This window comes from Arsenicicoccus sp. UBA2120 (genome assembly GCF_002330965.1).
GTDB lineage: Bacteria > Actinomycetota > Actinomycetes > Actinomycetales > Dermatophilaceae > Arsenicicoccus > Arsenicicoccus bolidensis.
The window spans coordinates 20,365-34,883 of record NZ_DCYC01000008.1; the positions used below are offsets into that span (position 1 = coordinate 20,365).

Annotated in this window: 18 protein-coding genes and 1 riboswitch; of the genes, 12 read left to right on the top strand and 6 right to left on the bottom strand. The window is 72.0% G+C overall.

Going from position 1 to position 14,519, the window contains the following annotated elements; all coding sequences use genetic code 11:
• Positions 1 to 3 precede the first annotated feature (3 nt).
• A complete protein-coding gene (locus B2P18_RS00530; RefSeq protein ID WP_286955340.1) occupies positions 4 to 1,953 on the bottom strand; it encodes an amino acid transporter in 1,950 nt (649 codons plus the stop codon).
• Positions 1,954 to 2,099: 146 nt separating this feature from the next.
• Here B2P18_RS00530 and B2P18_RS00535 point away from each other — a divergent pair, with 146 nt between their 5' ends.
• Complete coding sequence (locus tag B2P18_RS00535) at positions 2,100 to 2,471, top strand: hypothetical protein (protein ID WP_286955342.1); 372 nt, start codon at positions 2,100 to 2,102, stop codon at positions 2,469 to 2,471.
• Positions 2,472 to 2,502: 31 nt separating this feature from the next.
• Here the strand turns inward: B2P18_RS00535 and B2P18_RS00540 are convergent, their stop codons facing one another.
• A complete protein-coding gene (locus B2P18_RS00540) occupies positions 2,503 to 3,042 on the bottom strand; it encodes an SRPBCC domain-containing protein (RefSeq protein WP_286955344.1) in 540 nt (179 codons plus the stop codon).
• A 187-nt stretch (positions 3,043 to 3,229) separates the two neighbouring features.
• On the opposite strand from B2P18_RS00540, the gene B2P18_RS00545 reads away from it, so the two are divergent.
• From B2P18_RS00545 to B2P18_RS00585, 9 genes are all read left to right on the top strand, one after another.
• Positions 3,230 to 3,445, top strand: coding sequence for a hypothetical protein (locus tag B2P18_RS00545; protein WP_019286717.1), 216 nt, complete (start codon positions 3,230 to 3,232; stop codon positions 3,443 to 3,445).
• Between the two features lie 80 nt (positions 3,446 to 3,525).
• Positions 3,526 to 4,797 (top strand): FUSC family protein, encoded by a 1,272-nt coding sequence (locus tag B2P18_RS00550; RefSeq protein WP_286955346.1) that lies wholly within the window; start codon positions 3,526 to 3,528, stop codon positions 4,795 to 4,797.
• Between the two features lie 17 nt (positions 4,798 to 4,814).
• Positions 4,815 to 5,546, top strand: coding sequence for a class I SAM-dependent methyltransferase (locus tag B2P18_RS00555; RefSeq protein WP_286955347.1), 732 nt, complete (start codon positions 4,815 to 4,817; stop codon positions 5,544 to 5,546).
• Between the two features lie 55 nt (positions 5,547 to 5,601).
• Positions 5,602 to 6,210, top strand: a complete 609-nt coding sequence (locus tag B2P18_RS00560; protein WP_286955350.1) for a hypothetical protein — start codon at positions 5,602 to 5,604, stop codon at positions 6,208 to 6,210.
• Between the two features lie 102 nt (positions 6,211 to 6,312).
• Positions 6,313 to 6,750, top strand: coding sequence for a DUF6918 family protein (locus B2P18_RS00565; RefSeq protein ID WP_239264490.1), 438 nt, complete (start codon positions 6,313 to 6,315; stop codon positions 6,748 to 6,750).
• A 61-nt stretch (positions 6,751 to 6,811) separates the two neighbouring features.
• The gene (locus B2P18_RS00570; RefSeq protein WP_286955353.1) at positions 6,812 to 7,537 is read left to right on the top strand and encodes a GAF and ANTAR domain-containing protein; all 726 of its coding nucleotides are present in this window, start codon (positions 6,812 to 6,814) and stop codon (positions 7,535 to 7,537) included.
• Positions 7,538 to 7,613: 76 nt separating this feature from the next.
• Positions 7,614 to 7,734, top strand: a riboswitch (SAM riboswitch).
• An 81-nt stretch (positions 7,735 to 7,815) separates the two neighbouring features.
• Complete coding sequence (gene metB / locus B2P18_RS00575; protein WP_286955355.1) at positions 7,816 to 8,988, top strand: cystathionine gamma-synthase; 1,173 nt, start codon at positions 7,816 to 7,818, stop codon at positions 8,986 to 8,988.
• 344 nt (positions 8,989 to 9,332) lie between these two features.
• Entirely contained in the window at positions 9,333 to 9,998 is a 666-nt protein-coding gene (locus tag B2P18_RS00580; protein WP_286955357.1) for a DUF305 domain-containing protein, read from the top strand.
• Positions 9,999 to 10,157: 159 nt separating this feature from the next.
• Positions 10,158 to 10,424, top strand: coding sequence for a DUF2277 domain-containing protein (locus B2P18_RS00585; protein WP_286955359.1), 267 nt, complete (start codon positions 10,158 to 10,160; stop codon positions 10,422 to 10,424).
• Between the two features lie 81 nt (positions 10,425 to 10,505).
• On the opposite strand, the gene bioB is transcribed toward B2P18_RS00585, so the two are convergent.
• Entirely contained in the window at positions 10,506 to 11,786 is a 1,281-nt protein-coding gene (bioB, locus tag B2P18_RS00590) for a biotin synthase BioB (protein ID WP_286955361.1), read from the bottom strand.
• A gap of 159 nt (positions 11,787 to 11,945) precedes the next feature.
• On the opposite strand from bioB, the gene B2P18_RS00595 reads away from it, so the two are divergent.
• Entirely contained in the window at positions 11,946 to 12,512 is a 567-nt protein-coding gene (locus B2P18_RS00595; RefSeq protein WP_286955365.1) for a TetR/AcrR family transcriptional regulator C-terminal domain-containing protein, read from the top strand.
• A gap of 32 nt (positions 12,513 to 12,544) precedes the next feature.
• Positions 12,545 to 13,045, top strand: a complete 501-nt coding sequence (locus B2P18_RS00600) for a hypothetical protein (RefSeq protein ID WP_286955367.1) — start codon at positions 12,545 to 12,547, stop codon at positions 13,043 to 13,045.
• 106 nt (positions 13,046 to 13,151) lie between these two features.
• Here B2P18_RS00600 and B2P18_RS00605 read toward each other — a convergent pair whose 3' ends face one another.
• From B2P18_RS00605 to B2P18_RS00615, 3 genes are all read right to left on the bottom strand, one after another.
• Positions 13,152 to 13,373 carry a hypothetical protein gene (locus tag B2P18_RS00605; protein ID WP_286955368.1) on the bottom strand — a complete coding sequence of 74 codons (222 nt, stop codon included), beginning with the start codon at positions 13,371 to 13,373 and terminating at the stop codon, positions 13,152 to 13,154.
• Between the two features lie 229 nt (positions 13,374 to 13,602).
• Positions 13,603 to 13,899: a DUF86 domain-containing protein gene (locus B2P18_RS00610; protein WP_275442394.1), complete on the bottom strand. Its 297-nt coding sequence runs from the start codon at positions 13,897 to 13,899 to the stop codon at positions 13,603 to 13,605.
• A gap of 14 nt (positions 13,900 to 13,913) precedes the next feature.
• On the bottom strand, positions 13,914 to 14,378 hold the full coding sequence (locus B2P18_RS00615; RefSeq protein WP_205621886.1) for a nucleotidyltransferase domain-containing protein: 465 nt from the start codon (positions 14,376 to 14,378) through the stop codon (positions 13,914 to 13,916).
• Between the last annotated feature and the right edge of the window lie 141 nt (positions 14,379 to 14,519).

Sequence of the window (14,519 nt, forward strand, 5' to 3'; positions counted from 1 at the left end):
CCGTCAGCCCCCGACGTGCACGCGGGGCCGCTTGGCCGGGTCCGGCTCGGCGATGCGCAGGATCTCGTGCGTCAGCGGCGGGATGTCGCCCTCGCCGCCGGACAGGAAGCGCAGGACGTTGTCCATCGGGTCTCGCTCGCTCCACTCGAAGTAGGCGTGCGGCGGCTCGGGCATGAGGTCGCGGACGTAGAGCAGGAAGGCCGCGAGCACGTTGGAGACCGAGGTGCCGGAGCAGCGCAGGATCTGGTGGGTGCCGGCGCGGCCCGCCGTGACCTGCACCGGTGAGGTGAAGTCGCTGGCGTCGTTGATGCGCACCTCGAGAAAGACGATCTGGTCCTTTGGCGAGATGTGGTTGCGCTCGCGGACGATGCGCTCCTTCTCGTCGTACTCGTCCAGGTCACCGGCCTGCATCTTGTTGGCGATGAAGCGGATCGGCTGGCGGCCGAGCGCGGCCCGGGCGAGGACGACGTCGGCGGCGTCGTCGATCTCGACGCCGGCCACGCGCAGCTCACGGCTGCGGGTCACCCGCGACCACAGGCTGATGATCATGATCAGCGCGACGAAGACCAGGGCGATCACCAGGCCGCCCGCGTGCGAGGCCATCGTCACGACGAAGGTGTAGACGAAGATCGCGCTGACCACGCCGAAGACGATCGAGGTCCGCCGGTGCCTGCGGCGCAGCTCGGTGAGGAACACCGCCACGGCCGCGGAGGTCATCAGCGCCAGCACCCCGGTGGCGTAGGCCGCGGCCTGGGCGTCGACCTTGGCCTCGAACAGCACGGTGACGATCGCGGCGATGAGGACGAAGACGCAGACCAGTGGGCGGGTCGAGCGCGCCCAGTCCGGGGCCATGCCGTAGCGCGGCAGGTAGCGGGGGACGATGTTGAGCAGCCCCGCGAGCGCCGAGGCCCCGGCGAACCACAGGATGCCGACCGTGGTCACGTCGTACACCGTCCCGAAGGTGTCCCCGAGCCGCTCGTGCGCCAGGTAGGCCAGGGCCCGCCCGTTGGCCTCCCCGCCGGGCCTGAACGCGGCCGGCGGGATCAGCAGGGTGGTGACGAAGGACGACCCGAGCAGCGCGACGCTCATGATGCAGGCGGCCGTGGTCAGGAGCTTCTTGGCGTTGCGGATGCGGCCGCGCGGCTTGGCGCGGGTGTCGCCCGGGTCGCCCTGGATGAGGGGCATGACCACCACGCCGGTCTCGAAGCCGGACAGGCCGAGCGCCAGGGCCGGAAAGACCAGCAGGGCTGCCGCGATGATCCCGAACGGCGCCGAGTGGCTCGCCGTCATCGCGGCACCCCAGTCGCTGATCAGCGACGGGTTGGCGACGATGGCCATGAGGCCGTCGACCACGACGACGGCGCTGAGCGACAGGTAGACGATCACGAGCACGACGGCGACGCCGATGGCCTCGGAGAAGCCCTTGAGGAACACCGCACCGAGAGCCAGCAGCAGCGTCAGGGTGAGGAGGACCTCGTGGCCGCCGAGGGTCGCGTGCAGCAGGGGGTTCTCGACGAGGTGGGCGGTGGCGTCGGCCGCGGACAGGGTGATCGTGATGATGAACCCGGTCATGACGAAGCCGAGCAGCGTCAGCACCAGCAGCTTGCTCGGCCAGTAGGTGAGGAGCTTCTGCAGCATCGACAGGGAGCCGTCGCCGTGCGGGCTCTCGACGGCGACCCGGCGGTACATCGGGAGGGCGCCGAAGAGGGTGATGACCACCAGCACGAGGGTGGCGATCGGCGCCAGGGCGCCGGCGGCCAGCGCCGCGATGCCCGGCTGGTAGCCGAGCGTGGAGAAGTAGTCGACGCCGGTCAGGCACATGACCTTCCACCAGGGGTGGACGTCGTCCTGCCGGAGAGCCTCCTCCTCGCGCTCGTAGAAGCCGCCCGGGTCGGCCTCCTCGGCGTCGAGGAACCAGCGCATGAACGGGCTGCGCGCCCTCGTGATGGTCACGAGCGACCAGGGTAGGGGCTGGACCGGGTAGGTCACGCATCGTCACCTGGGCGCCACCCAAGAGGGGGAGTGCTTCACTAGGGTGACGACGAGCGCTTCCCCCGCTGCGCGCTCCCCTCGTCGCAAACCCCGCAGGAGACGACCCCATGACCGACTTCGCCCAGGCCATGACCGACTGCCTCGGCATCGAGGGCGCGCTGGGGGCGGCCCTGGTGGACCAGAGCAGCGGTATGACGCTCGCGACCGGTGGCGATCCACCCGCGGTGGACCTGCACGTCGCGGCGGCGGGCAACAGCTCGGTGGTGCAGGCCAAGCTCCGCACGATGGAGGCGCTGGGCCTGGACGACGAGATCGAGGACATCCTGATCACCCTCGGTCGGCAGTACCACATCATCCGACCCGTCTCGAGCCGCGAGGGGCAGGGACTGTTCCTCTACCTCGTCCTGGACCGGGCGCGCGCCAACCTGGCGCTGGCGCGCTTCCGGCTCACCAAGATCGAGCAGGACTTCCGGATCTGACCGAGGTCGGTGCTGGTCGGGGGGCCGCAGGTCAGTGCTGCTGCTGGGCGAACAGCACGTCGTAACCGTCGCGCAGCTGCTCCCAGCCGTAGCGGCGGGCCGCCTCGGGACCGACGGGACGCGTCACGTCGTGGCCGGCGGCCCGGGCCTCGAGGCCGGACAGGCACAGGTGCCACCCCGCGGCGAGGGAGCTGGCCTGGGTGGGGTCCTCGAGCACCTGGCGCAGGGTGAGCCGCGAGCCCTCGGCGTGCGGGGCGATGCTCCACCGCAGCTCGTCGTTGCCCCAGCGGTGCACCAGCTCTCGAGTGGGCTCGGCGACCAGCACCTCGGCGTCGACGGGCTCGTCGTCGGCGTTCTCGCGGGAGGTGGCCGCACCGACGGTGTCGAGGGGGCGGTCGCCGACGACGGGGGACCAGGTGGCGGCGAGCCCGGGGTCGGTGATGAGGGCCCAGGTCTCCTCGGGGGTGCTGGGGAGCTCGTGCACCATCGTCAGCACGGCCTCGCCCTGGGTGGTCGCGAACGTCGCGTCGACGGTGCGGGACTCGACATAGCTGGTCAGCAGATCGTTCACCGGGGGCTCCTCGTGGCTCGTGCGGGTCTGGACCTATTGTGCCGTCCGGCGAGTCGGGTGGTGCACCGTGCCCGCGGGTGCGCGCCGTGGTCCATCCGTGTGGGATGGACCACGAAGGTCCTGGGCACCACCCGGGGCCGGGCACACTGGTGCCAGCACCGCTACCGATCGGTAAGGAAGGCACGTCATGGGCAAGTACGACATCAGCACGACGACCATCGGGGACCTGCTCAAGGACCCCCAGGCCGTCGAGATCTTCGACAAGCACGCCCCCGGGCTGACGTCGCACCCGATGATCGGGATGGCCAAGGGCATGAAGGCCGAGAAGGCCATGAAGATGGCCTCCGGCAAGATCCCGCAGTCGCGGCTCGACGCGATCGTCAGCGAGATCTCCGCGCTCTAGCCGCGCCCGCTGCCGCTGCCGACGCCGTCGTCGGCCTCCTCGTCCGCCATACGGCCGGGTTGTCGTGACAACCTGGCCGTATGACGTCGCCCGGTGTGCGCGCGCGGAGCCCGCGGCGCGTGGCGGCCACGGCGTGGTCGCGGATCTGGCCCGGAGGGCCCACCCGATGGCTCGACGTGCCGCGCCGGCTGCGACCGACCGTCATGCAGGTCGGCCGCCTGACGGTCGCGGGGGTGCTGGCCTACCTGCTCACGGTCGCCCTGACCGACGGCGCCATCGACCTGACCGGCGCGCTGACCGCGATCCTCGTCTGCCAGGCCTCGACGCTGTCGTCGGTGCGCATGGGGGCGGTCCGGGTGGGGGCGGTGCTGACGGGCGTGCTCGTCGCCGTCACCGTGTCGAGCATGGTGGGGCTGACCTGGTGGTCCCTCGCCATCGCGATCGGCTCGTCGCTGACCCTCGCCAAGGTCTTCCGCCTCGGCGACCAGGCCCTGGAGACACCGATCTCCGCGATGCTCATCCTCTCGGCGGGCGGGCAGGAGCTCGCCGTCGAGACCCGGGTGATCACGACCTTCATCGGCGCCTTCGTCGGGGTCGGCATCAACCTGTTCTTTCCCCCGACGATCCCCACGCGCGCCGCCACCTCGTCGGTGCGCTGGGTGGCGCTGGAGCTGGCCGAGGCGGTGGACCGCGTGGCGGACAGCCTCGCGACGACCCCGCTGGTGCGCCAGGACTGCGAGCAGTGGCTGGACGAGGTCCGTGGCCTCAGCACCCGGGTGGCCCGGGCCACCACGCTCGTCCAGCAGGTCAAGGACGCCCGCCGCCTCAACCCACGGGCCCTCGCGTCGGTGAGTGCCGAGCCGCCGTTGCGCACCGGCCTGGACCGGCTCGAGCAGTGCCAGCTCGCGGTCCGGAGCCTGCTGCTGCTCATGGTCGAGAGCGCGCCGCCCGACGGCGAGGACGACGGCTACAGCGAGGAGGTCCGCGTCGCGTTCAGCGTCGTCCTGTCCGACGTGGCCGACTGCCTACGTGCCTTCGGCGACCTGGTGGCCTCGGAGGCGGGCGCCGAGATCGGCGACGTCGAGGAGCAGCTCGAGCAGACCCTCGAGACGCTGGGCGAGACCCGCGCGGTGCTCACCGAGCTCATGCTGGTGGACCCGCACTCCGAGACGGGGCAGTGGATGCTGCGGGGGTCCACGCTCGCGGCCGTCCAGCAGGTCCTCAACGTCCTCGCGGTCGACGTGCGCCGCCGGGAGCGCGAGCACTGGGAGTCGACGGCCCGGGTGGCGGTCCCGATCGCGCCCCTGCTGCGCGACGCCCTGCCAGACTGGCGCAACCAGCGTCACCCGTGATCGTCCGTGGAGGTCCCATGCGCACGCCGACCGATCGCCCAGCGGCTCCGCTGCCCGGCTGGTGCGCCGACCTGCTCGACCGCCCGGACGCGCTGCACCGGGTGGCCGGTCGGGTGTGGTCGACCACCTCCGGGCTGAGTGCTCGTTCGGCGCCCCGCGATCGCGGTGCCGAGGGGTATGACGCCCTCGCGGCCTCGCGCGGATACCTGCGCACCGCCTGGGGCCTGGACCCGGTGGACCAGCGGTCCTTCGCCCGCTCCGCCCTCGCGTCGCGGCGCGGACCGTTGGTGGACGTCGCCTGCGGGGGATTGGCCCTCACCGCCGACCTGTACGCCCGGTCCCGGCGCCCGCTCCTGCTCGTCGACCGCTCGTTGGCGGTGCTGCTGCGGGCCGAGGAGCGGCTGGCCCGCCGCGGCGAGGTGGTGCTGGTGCAGTCCGACCTCGACGTCCTGCCGCTGCGCGAGCGGGCGGCCGACACGGTCGCCTGCCTCGGCGTCGTGCACCTCGTCCCCGACGCGGAGGCGCTGGTCACGCGGCTGGCGGGCTGGGTCCGGCCGGGCGGCACCCTCTATCTGTCCAGCCTCACGCGGGGCCGCCCGGGTAGCGACCTGCTGCTCGACGCCATGCACCGCGCCGGCGAGCTCGCGCCGCCCCGGACGCCGGCCGAGGTGGTGCGGTCCGTGCCGCTGACCGACCCGCGCGTCGTGCAGCGCGGCGCGATGACCTACGTCGACGGAGTGGTCGCCTGACGGGACCAGGCGTCTCGGGAGGCGAAACATCGAGGTGGTCGCTAGCGTCGGATCCATGTCCCCTCCCTCCGACGACGAGCGCCGCCGTCGGGAGCGCCGTGCGCGGGAGCGGTCGCGACGCGGGCACCCGGTGGGTCGCGAGCTGCCCGGCGCCGCGGTGCCCCCGGTCGTGGCTCGCTTGGGCGAGGTCGTCCGCGCCGGCACCCACCTGGACGTCCTGCTCGAGGTGTCCGCGCTGCTCGACGAGGTCGAGCGAGACGGCCCCGAGCTCGACTCGCGCTGGCTCGTGTCCGCCCTGATCGACCACGAGAACGTCGTCACCACCACCGCGCTCGCGATCCTGGCCCGCCTGCTCGGCGACGAGATCCTGCAGGCGCGGGTGCGACGAGAGCTGCGACTGCGCGAGGACCCGGTGCCGGGCTGGCTCTCCGACCTGGATGGGTTCGTCCACCTCAGCGGTCGGACCGACCGCACCATGACCCTCGATCTGAGCGAGCCGCTGGCCCTGCGCCCCATGGCCCACCTGCACGCGCGCCTCGATCCCGCCGATGGACGGGTGCTGGACGGCCGGGTGGTGCCGTCCGGGCCCCTGTCGTCCTGGCCCGACTGCGGCCCGCTGGTGCGGTGGGCCGTGCGGGTCGCGCCGACCGTCGCGCCGACCTAGGGTGGGCGTCGGCCGGGCGCTCGCGGCGACCTGTCGTGCGGGCGGCCCCCGGCATACGGCCTCTCCCGCCGTCGCCCACCCTCCCGACCGGAAGGCTCCACGATGTCCACCTCCCTGACCGAGACCCTGCTCGCACCCTCCCGGCGTGACACCGTCGTCGACACCCTCGTGGGCGTCATCGACGCCGAGGTGGCCGGCAAGCGCGGCGTCGGCGGCGCGATCATCAAGACGGCCTACGGCGCGGTCAAGAAGGTCAACGACGGCGTCGTCCGGCGTGCGGTCAACGGCATGCTGCCGGACGCCGCCGCCTCCCTCCAGCCGCTGTGGGACGCGCGCGGCGACCAGACCTTCGGCGCCTACCTGACCTCCCACGGGGACCAGGCCGCCGACGCCCTGCTGTCGGTCAGCGACACCCGCGCCGCCAACCCTCGGCACGCCGCGATCGCCACGATCTACAACGGCGTCCGCCCCAAGGCCAAGCAGCACGTCGTGGAGGCGCTCCCGAGGCTCGGGACCGCGATCGAGACCCTCGCGTCATGACAAGAGGTGACGCGTCGTTAGACTCCTGGTCAACGACGCGTCATCACCGCTTGGAGGCTCCATGCCCGGCAGCAGCGTGGAGCCCACCGAGGTCTTCGCCCGGCTCAACACCCTGATCCACGGCCGCCCCGAGGCGCAGGCCGTCTACCAGGCCGTCGTCGCCGCGGCCGTCGAGCTCGTCGACGGCTGCGACCACGCGTCCATGATGCTGGTCGACCGGGCCGGCCGGTTCTACAGCGCCGCCGCGACCGACGACGTCGCCCTCGCCGTGGACGACCTGGAGCTCGCCGTCGACGACGGGCCGTGCGTCGACGCGATCGTGGAGGAGTCCTTCCAGCACGACCCCAACCTCGTGGACGGCTCGCAGTGGCCCGAGCTGGCCCGCCGCGTCGTCGCGGAGACGACGGTGCGCGGCCTCATCGGCTATCGCATCCTGCTCGACGGCGAGAAGGTCGGGGCGCTCAACCTGTTCTCCGACACCGCCGACGCGTTCACGACGACCTCGGTGGACCAGGCGGCCGTCCTGGCGTCGTTCGCGTCCGTGGCCGTCATGACGGTGCGGGCGCAGAACGACAGCGCCAACCTCGAGCGGGCCCTCGGCACCTCGCGCGAGATCGGCAAGGCGGTCGGTCTGCTCATGGCCGCCCACAAGGTCGACGACGACGAGGCCTTCGAGCGGCTGCGCAAGACCAGCCAGGACCTCAACATCAAGCTGGCCACGCTGGCCGAGGAGGTCGTGCAGGGGCAGCGCGTGCAGTACGTCGCCAACAAGCAGCCCCAGCCGTAGCAGGCCGGCGGTCGCTGGGCGCCCGAGTGCTGGACACCGACTGTCCACCCCGTGGCGGGCGGCTAGGGTGCAGGCACATCCATCACGACCGGCTGAGGGACAGGCCCGACGACGCCGGGGCAACCGCCCGAGGGGGACACCCCGAGGGTCAGGTGCCAAGTCCTGCGGGGGCCTCGCGGCCCACCGGCAGATGGGTCGATACGCCGGCGCGTCCGGCATACCGCTCCCTCATGGTCGACCGCAGGACTGGGCCCGCTCAGACTGCGAAAGGCGACACCATGACCGAGCTCTCCCGCCTCACCCGCGCGATCCGCACCGGACTCGAGACCGACCCGGCGCACGGCGCGGTCGTCCCCCCGATCTACCTCTCGAGCAACTACACGTTCGAGGAGCTCGGGACCCCTCGCCGCTACGACTACACGCGCAGCGGCAACCCCACGCGTGACCTGCTCGGCGACGCGCTCGCCACGCTCGAGGGCGGTGCCGGGGGCGTCGTCACCACCACCGGCATGGGCGCGATCACCGTCGTCGTGTCCGCGCTGCTGTCGCCCGGCCAGACCGTGGTCGTTCCGCACGACTGCTACGGCGGGACCTGGCGGTTGTTCGACTCGCTGTCGCGCAAGGGCGCGTTCGAGGTCGTGACGGTGGACTACACCGACCCGGCGCAGGTCGAGGCCGCGCTGCGCGCCGACAAGGCCCCGACGGTCGTGTGGATCGAGACCCCGTCCAACCCGCTGCTGCGCATCACCGACGTCCGCGCCGTGGCGTCGGCCGCGCACGAGGTCGGGGCGACGGTGGTCGCGGACAACACCTTCCTGTCCCCGCTGCTGTGCCGCCCGATCGAGCTCGGCTGCGACGTCGTGCTGCACTCCACCACCAAGTACGTCAACGGCCACTCCGACGTCGTCGGCGGCGCGATCGTCGGCGCGACCGAGGAGCTGCACGAGCAGCTGGCCTGGTGGGCCAACGTCCTCGGCCTGACCGGCAGCCCCTTCGACAGCTATCTGACCCTGCGCGGCCTGCGCACGCTGCACACCCGCATGAAGGCCCACGAGGAGAACGCCCGCGCCGTCGCCGAGCTGATCGCCGAGCACCCCGCCGTGTCGCGCGCGCTCTATCCCGGCCTGGCGTCGCACCCCGGCCACGAGCTCGCGACCTCGCAGCAGGACGGGTATGGCGCGATCGTGTCGCTGGAGCTCGCCGGCGGAGAGGCGCAGGTGCGGGCCTTCCTCGACGGGCTGCAGTGCTTCTCGCTGGCCGAGTCGCTCGGCGGCGTCGAGTCGCTGGTCGTGCACCCCTCGACGATGACGCACGCGTCGATGACGCCGGAGGCGCGCGAGGTGGCCGGCATCGGCGACCAGCTGCTGCGCCTGTCGATCGGCATCGAGGCGACCGAGGACCTGGTGGCGGACGTGCGCGCCGGCCTGGACCGCGCCCTCGCCACCTCCTGACCTACCGCCGGTAGAGGCATCGACCGGCCTTCGTTCGCCAGGCTGATGACTCGGCCGCCGGTAGAGGCATCGACCGGCCCTCGTTCGCCAGGCTGATGGACCTACCTGAGGTAGGCATATCCGCCTGGGTTGGTCCGGCGGCCTGAGCGAGTCCATCAGCGCCTGACGGAGCCCGTATGCCGTGGCCCGGCGACCCGCGTGGTCGCCGGGCCGCGCCGTGCACCGGCGCGGCGTGCGAGCGGGCGGGCGACATACGGCCAGGGCGCCCGGCACAGGCGGGGGCCGACGACCTAGGCTGGGAGACAAGCAGATCTGCCCCAGCACCTCGAACGTCAGGAGCCCCCATGCGTCGCCCCACCGCATCCGTCGCCGTCGTCGCTGCCCTCGGCTGCCTGCTCGCCGCCTGCGGGTCGAGCGAGGGCGGCGCGACGAGCACGACCGCCACCACCAGCACGGCAGCCGGCGACGCCCACGCCGGTCACGGCTCAAGCTCGTCAGCCTCGGGCAGCTCGAGCGCCCCTGCATCGACGGGCGCCACCTCCGGGGCGACGCCGATGCAGGGCCGGGCGGGCGACGTGATGTTTGCGCAGATGATGATCCCGCACCACGCCCAGGCGCTCGACCTGGCGGAGATGGCTCTCGCCGGTCACGGTGCGTCGGCCACGGTGCAGGACCTCGCCCGACGGATCCAGGCGGCCCAGCAGCCCGAGATCGACCAGATGACAGCCATGCTCAAGGGCTGGGGAGCCCCGGTCTCGGCGGGCGACCACGCGATGCCCATGGAGGGCATGGTCAGCGAGGGCGACCTCAAGGCGCTGTCGGGGATGCAGGGCCCGGCCTTCGACGCAGCCTGGGTCAAGGCCATGATCGGCCACCACGAGGGCGCGGTGAGCATGGCCGAGGACGTCCTGACGACCACGCAGGACCCCGCGGTCAAGAAGCTCGCGCAGGCCATCATCACGGGCCAGCGCAAGGAGATCGCCGAGATGCAGGCGATGCCGACCACCTGATCACGGTGACGGGGCTCGGCGACGCTCGTGCGTGTCGAATGCCAGCGATCACCCGTGTGGCCCCGTTGGTGGTCACGGTGCGTCGAGGCCGTCTCGACTGAACGGCTGCACCTGCGCCAACCTCTCCTGCCTGGTCGAGCGGCTGCCTATGGTTGCCGCATGTGCCGCAACATCCGCGTCCTGCACAACGTCGACCCGTCGACGACGCAGGAGGAGATCGAGGCCGCCGCCCTGCAGTACGTCGGCAAGGTGGCCGGCTCCCCCAAGCCGTCCAAGGCCAACGAGGACGCCTATGCCCGCGCGGTCGAGCAGATCACCGTCGCCACCTCGGCGCTGCTCGACGAGCTCGTGACCACGGCGCCGCCGCGCAGCCGCGAGGAGATGGCCGAGCGCGCCCGCGCCCGCAACGTCGCCCGCTTCGGCTGACCTACCTCAGGTCGTCACATCCGCCCGACTTCGCACGCCAGGTCGATGTGACTACCTCAGGTAGATCCGGCCGGAGGCCGGTCAGACGTTGGCGGGCAGCTGCGTGCCCGCACCACGGCGGCGGGGGCTGACGACAGGGGCGTCGAAGGCCGCCGCCGCCGAGAAGCCTGACGAGGCCGCGGGCGCGCCGCTCTCCCCGGACGACTGCCGGCCTTGCGTCTGCTGGCTCGCGGCCGACTCGTCCGCCGCGTGACCACCACAGCCGGATCCCGCGGATCCGCAACCCCCGCAACCGGATCCGCCGGCGTGACCGCCACACCCGCTGGGGGCAGCCGGCTCGGCATACGAGCTCACGTCGATCGCGTCGAGCCGCTCGGCCCAGTCGTCCGGAGCCCCCTCGGGCACGAACCCGTTGTCCCGCAGCATCTCCAGGTCCGAGCGGCCGGGTGCGCCCTCGCTGGTGAGGTAGTCGCCGAGGAAGATCGAGTTCGCGACGTGCAGCCCCATCGGCTGCATGGTCCGCAGGTGCACCTCGCGCCCGGCCGCCATCCGGATCTCCGTCGTGGGGTTGACGAAGCGGATCATCGCCAGGATCTTGAGGCAGCGCTGGGGGCTGATCATCCCGTGGCCGGCCATCGGCGTGCCCTCGAACGGCAGCAGGAAGTTGACCGGGATCGAGTCCGCGCCCACGTCGCGGAGGGCGAAGGCCAGGTCGACCAGATCTTCGTCGGTCTCGTCCATGCCCGCGATGAAGCCGGAGCAGGCCGACAGCTCGGCGAGGTGCGCCTGCCGGACCGTGTCGACGCGGTCGGCGTAGGTGTGGGTGGAGCAGATCTGGTCGTACTTGCTCTCCGCGGTGTTGAGGTTGTGGTTGTAGGCGTCGACGCCGGCGGCCTTGAGCCGGTCGCCCTGGTTGCCCTTGAGGAAGCCGAGGCAGGCGCACACCTCGACGGCCGGGTCGGCGTCCTTGATGGCCTCGACGATGCCGGTGACCTTGTCGATGTCGCGGTCGGAGGGGCCGCGGCCGCTCGCGACGAGGCACACTCGCGCGGCGCCGCCGGCGATCCCCGCGGTGGCGGCCTCGACCGCCTTGTCCTTGCTCAGCCAGGAGTACTTGAGCACGTCCGCCTCGGAGCCGCGGGCCTGGCTGCAGTAGGAGCAGTCCTCCGGGCAGAGGCCGGACTTGAGGTTGACCAGGTAGTTCATCTTGACCCGGTTGCCGAAGAACGCGCGCCGCACCTGGCCTGCCGTGGCCACCAGGTCGAGGACGGCCGAGTCGGGCAGGGCGAGCACCGCCAGCGCCTCCTCGCGGGTGCACGGGTCGCCGGCGCAGCCGCGCGTCGCCATCGCCTGCAGGTCCATGGGGTTCTCCTCGTCGAGCGGTCAGCGGCGTCATGAACACCGTTCAATGAACGCTGTTCATGTTAACTAGGAGGTGGTGGTCGCTCAACGTGAGGGGCCCTGGTGTGGCCGGGCTCTCGTCCCGCCCCGCCCCGCCCCACGGTCAGGAGGAGAGCCCGTATGGCGCTCACGCGGCAGGCCGTCCTCGACGAGGCGATCCGCACGCTCGACGCGTACGGCTTCGCCGACCTGTCCATGCGCAAGCTCGCCGGTGCGCTCGAGGTGCAGCCGTCGGCGCTCTACTGGCACTTCGCCAACAAGCAGTCGCTGCTCACCGCCATCGCCGAGTCGATGCTGGGCCAGGTGGCGGCGCCGGACCCCCGGCTCGACTGGGACGGGCAGGTGCGGTCGTGGGCTCACGGCCTGCGCGCGGCCCTCTCCTCCCACCGCGACGGGGCCGAGCTGGTCGCGTCGGTCCTTTCGATGCGTGCCGAGGGCGTGGACCCCACGCGCGGGCTGGTGGCGATCCTGCACCGGGCGGGGCTGCGCGCGCCTGATGCCCGGGCCGCCGCGGCCGGCGTGCTGCACTTCGTCATGGGGCACGCGGTCGACGAGCAGGGCCACGCCCAGATGCAGGCCTTCGGCGTCGCCTCGGCCGGCCCCGGCGTGGCGCCGGACGACCCGGACCAGCGGTTCGCCTACGGCCTGGAGCTGCTCGTCGACGGGATCCGCTCGCGCCTGACCTGACCCACTCCGTCATACGTGCCAGCATCGGAGCCATGGATCGAGACCGTGAGGCCGCCCTCCGCCGCCGCTATCTGAGCCTCGGGGTGGGGGAGCTCGTCGCCGCCGGGGTGTTCCTGGTGGCCGCGCTCCAGATGGCGCCGCCACGGCTGACCCCCACGGAGTCCCGGGCCCTCTGGGGAGGGCTGGCTCCGCTGCTGACCGTCCTCGTCGAGGCCGGCGCCTACTGGCTGGCGGCGCGGACCTGGACGCCGCACTCGACGATGCCACGCGCGATGGCAGGCGCCTATCAGGCCCTGCGCGTGCTGAACCCGACCCTGCTCGCCGCCGGCCTCGTCGTCATCGCCCTCCACTGGCCGTCGAGGCCGGGGGCCGCCGTGCTCGTCGTCGGGGTGTGGGCGTTCGCCGTCGTGAAGCACGTCAACTACTTCGTGGTGCGGCTCTCCTACCCGGCCACCGAGTGGTTCGGCGCCGTCACGCGGTGGCGCACTCCTCGGCTCGTGCAGGACGTCCGCGAGGCCCGGGCTCGGGATTGACGCGTCAGCGGTGGTGCCGACGCAGGCGTGCCAGCGCGGCGAGGACGGTGGCGGCAGCACGTGCACAGTCGTTCGGGGGGCGAGCCCGGCGAGATGTGGCGGGACGTCATACGGCCGGTGCGAGCAGGTCGGAGGGTGCGCTCACCTCGCTGGGCGGCGGGCCTCGACCAGGTGGCGCGTCGAGTGGGCCACCGCCCGATCCGCAGTGCTTCATCGACCGGTCCAGCTCACGCAGCTCGTCCAGGTACCGATCGGCGGCGGAGTCCGGCACCCACCAGACGCACGTGCGCAGGATCCACACGACGGCGCCCACGTCGTAGAACTGCATCCGACACCGTGCCGTACGCAGCTGCTCGACGACGAGCCCGGCGTCCGCAGCCTCAGCAGCCTCGCGATGGGGGTCTCGACCCTGGCGCGCATCAGGCAGGAGCCGGAGGAAGCGCTCGGTCGTGTGGGCCGGGCGAGATGCGGCGAGGCGTCATGCGGCCCGGGCAGCCGCAGATGCCTGGACCGCACCTGATCACTCGTCGTCGTCTCCCGCCTGCCCGGTGACGCCGTCAGGCGAGGGAGTCTCGGATCACGCTCGTGATCCAGGGGATGTCGGTCTGAGCGGTGCGGCGGATGGTCTCGGGATCCACCAGGAGATATCCGTGGGCGATTCGATTGCGCATCCCCCACATCAGCGGCCAGCTTCCACCGAACAGCTGGTCGCGAACGGAGGGGTCTAGTCGGTTGAGGGTCTCGATGCCGGCCGACATCCGCATGGAGGCCGCATCAACCGCCATCTGGTCGTCGGCAGTGGCGTTGGCGTAGTCGACGGCGAGCGTGAAGTGGAAGAGGGCTTCCCTGAGCAGCTCGTCCGTCGACCTTACAGCGTGACCGCTTCGGCGAGGACCCGTTCGCGGATGTTGGGTCGGAGCGCGGACTCAGGCACGAGGTCGACGGGCATCCCGAGCAGCTCGGCGAGTCGGCCCTCGACGCGGCCCAGCTCCATGAGGCTCAACGTCCGACCTGCGGAGAAAACGAGGTCGACGTCGGAGGCCGGTCCGTCCTTGCCGGTGGCCACCGACCCGAACACGCGCACGCGGTTCCCCCCGGCCCCACCCACGATCTCGCGGACCCGGTCGGCGTTGGCTCGCAGGACCCGAGCCCTCGGGGACGTGCCGTGGAAGCGCAGCAGCCGTGAGACCTCCGGCTGGCTTCGACCGATCTGCCGGGCGATTTCCGTCTGGGTCATGCCTGCGGAGGCGGCCCGCCTCACGGCGCTCACGAGGTCGGCCCGCGCCTGGGCGGTGACCTCGTCGGTGTGACGCGCAACGTCGTGCAAGCTCATCCCCATGCGGGCATTATAGCAAGTGCTATTGGGCCGACGTCGCGGACCCCCGCCTCTCGCTGGAGGGGCCAGCGTCGACAGATCCGCCTGAGCTCGGCACATCGACCTGGGGTGCGAAGTCGGGCGGATGAGTTCCTAAGG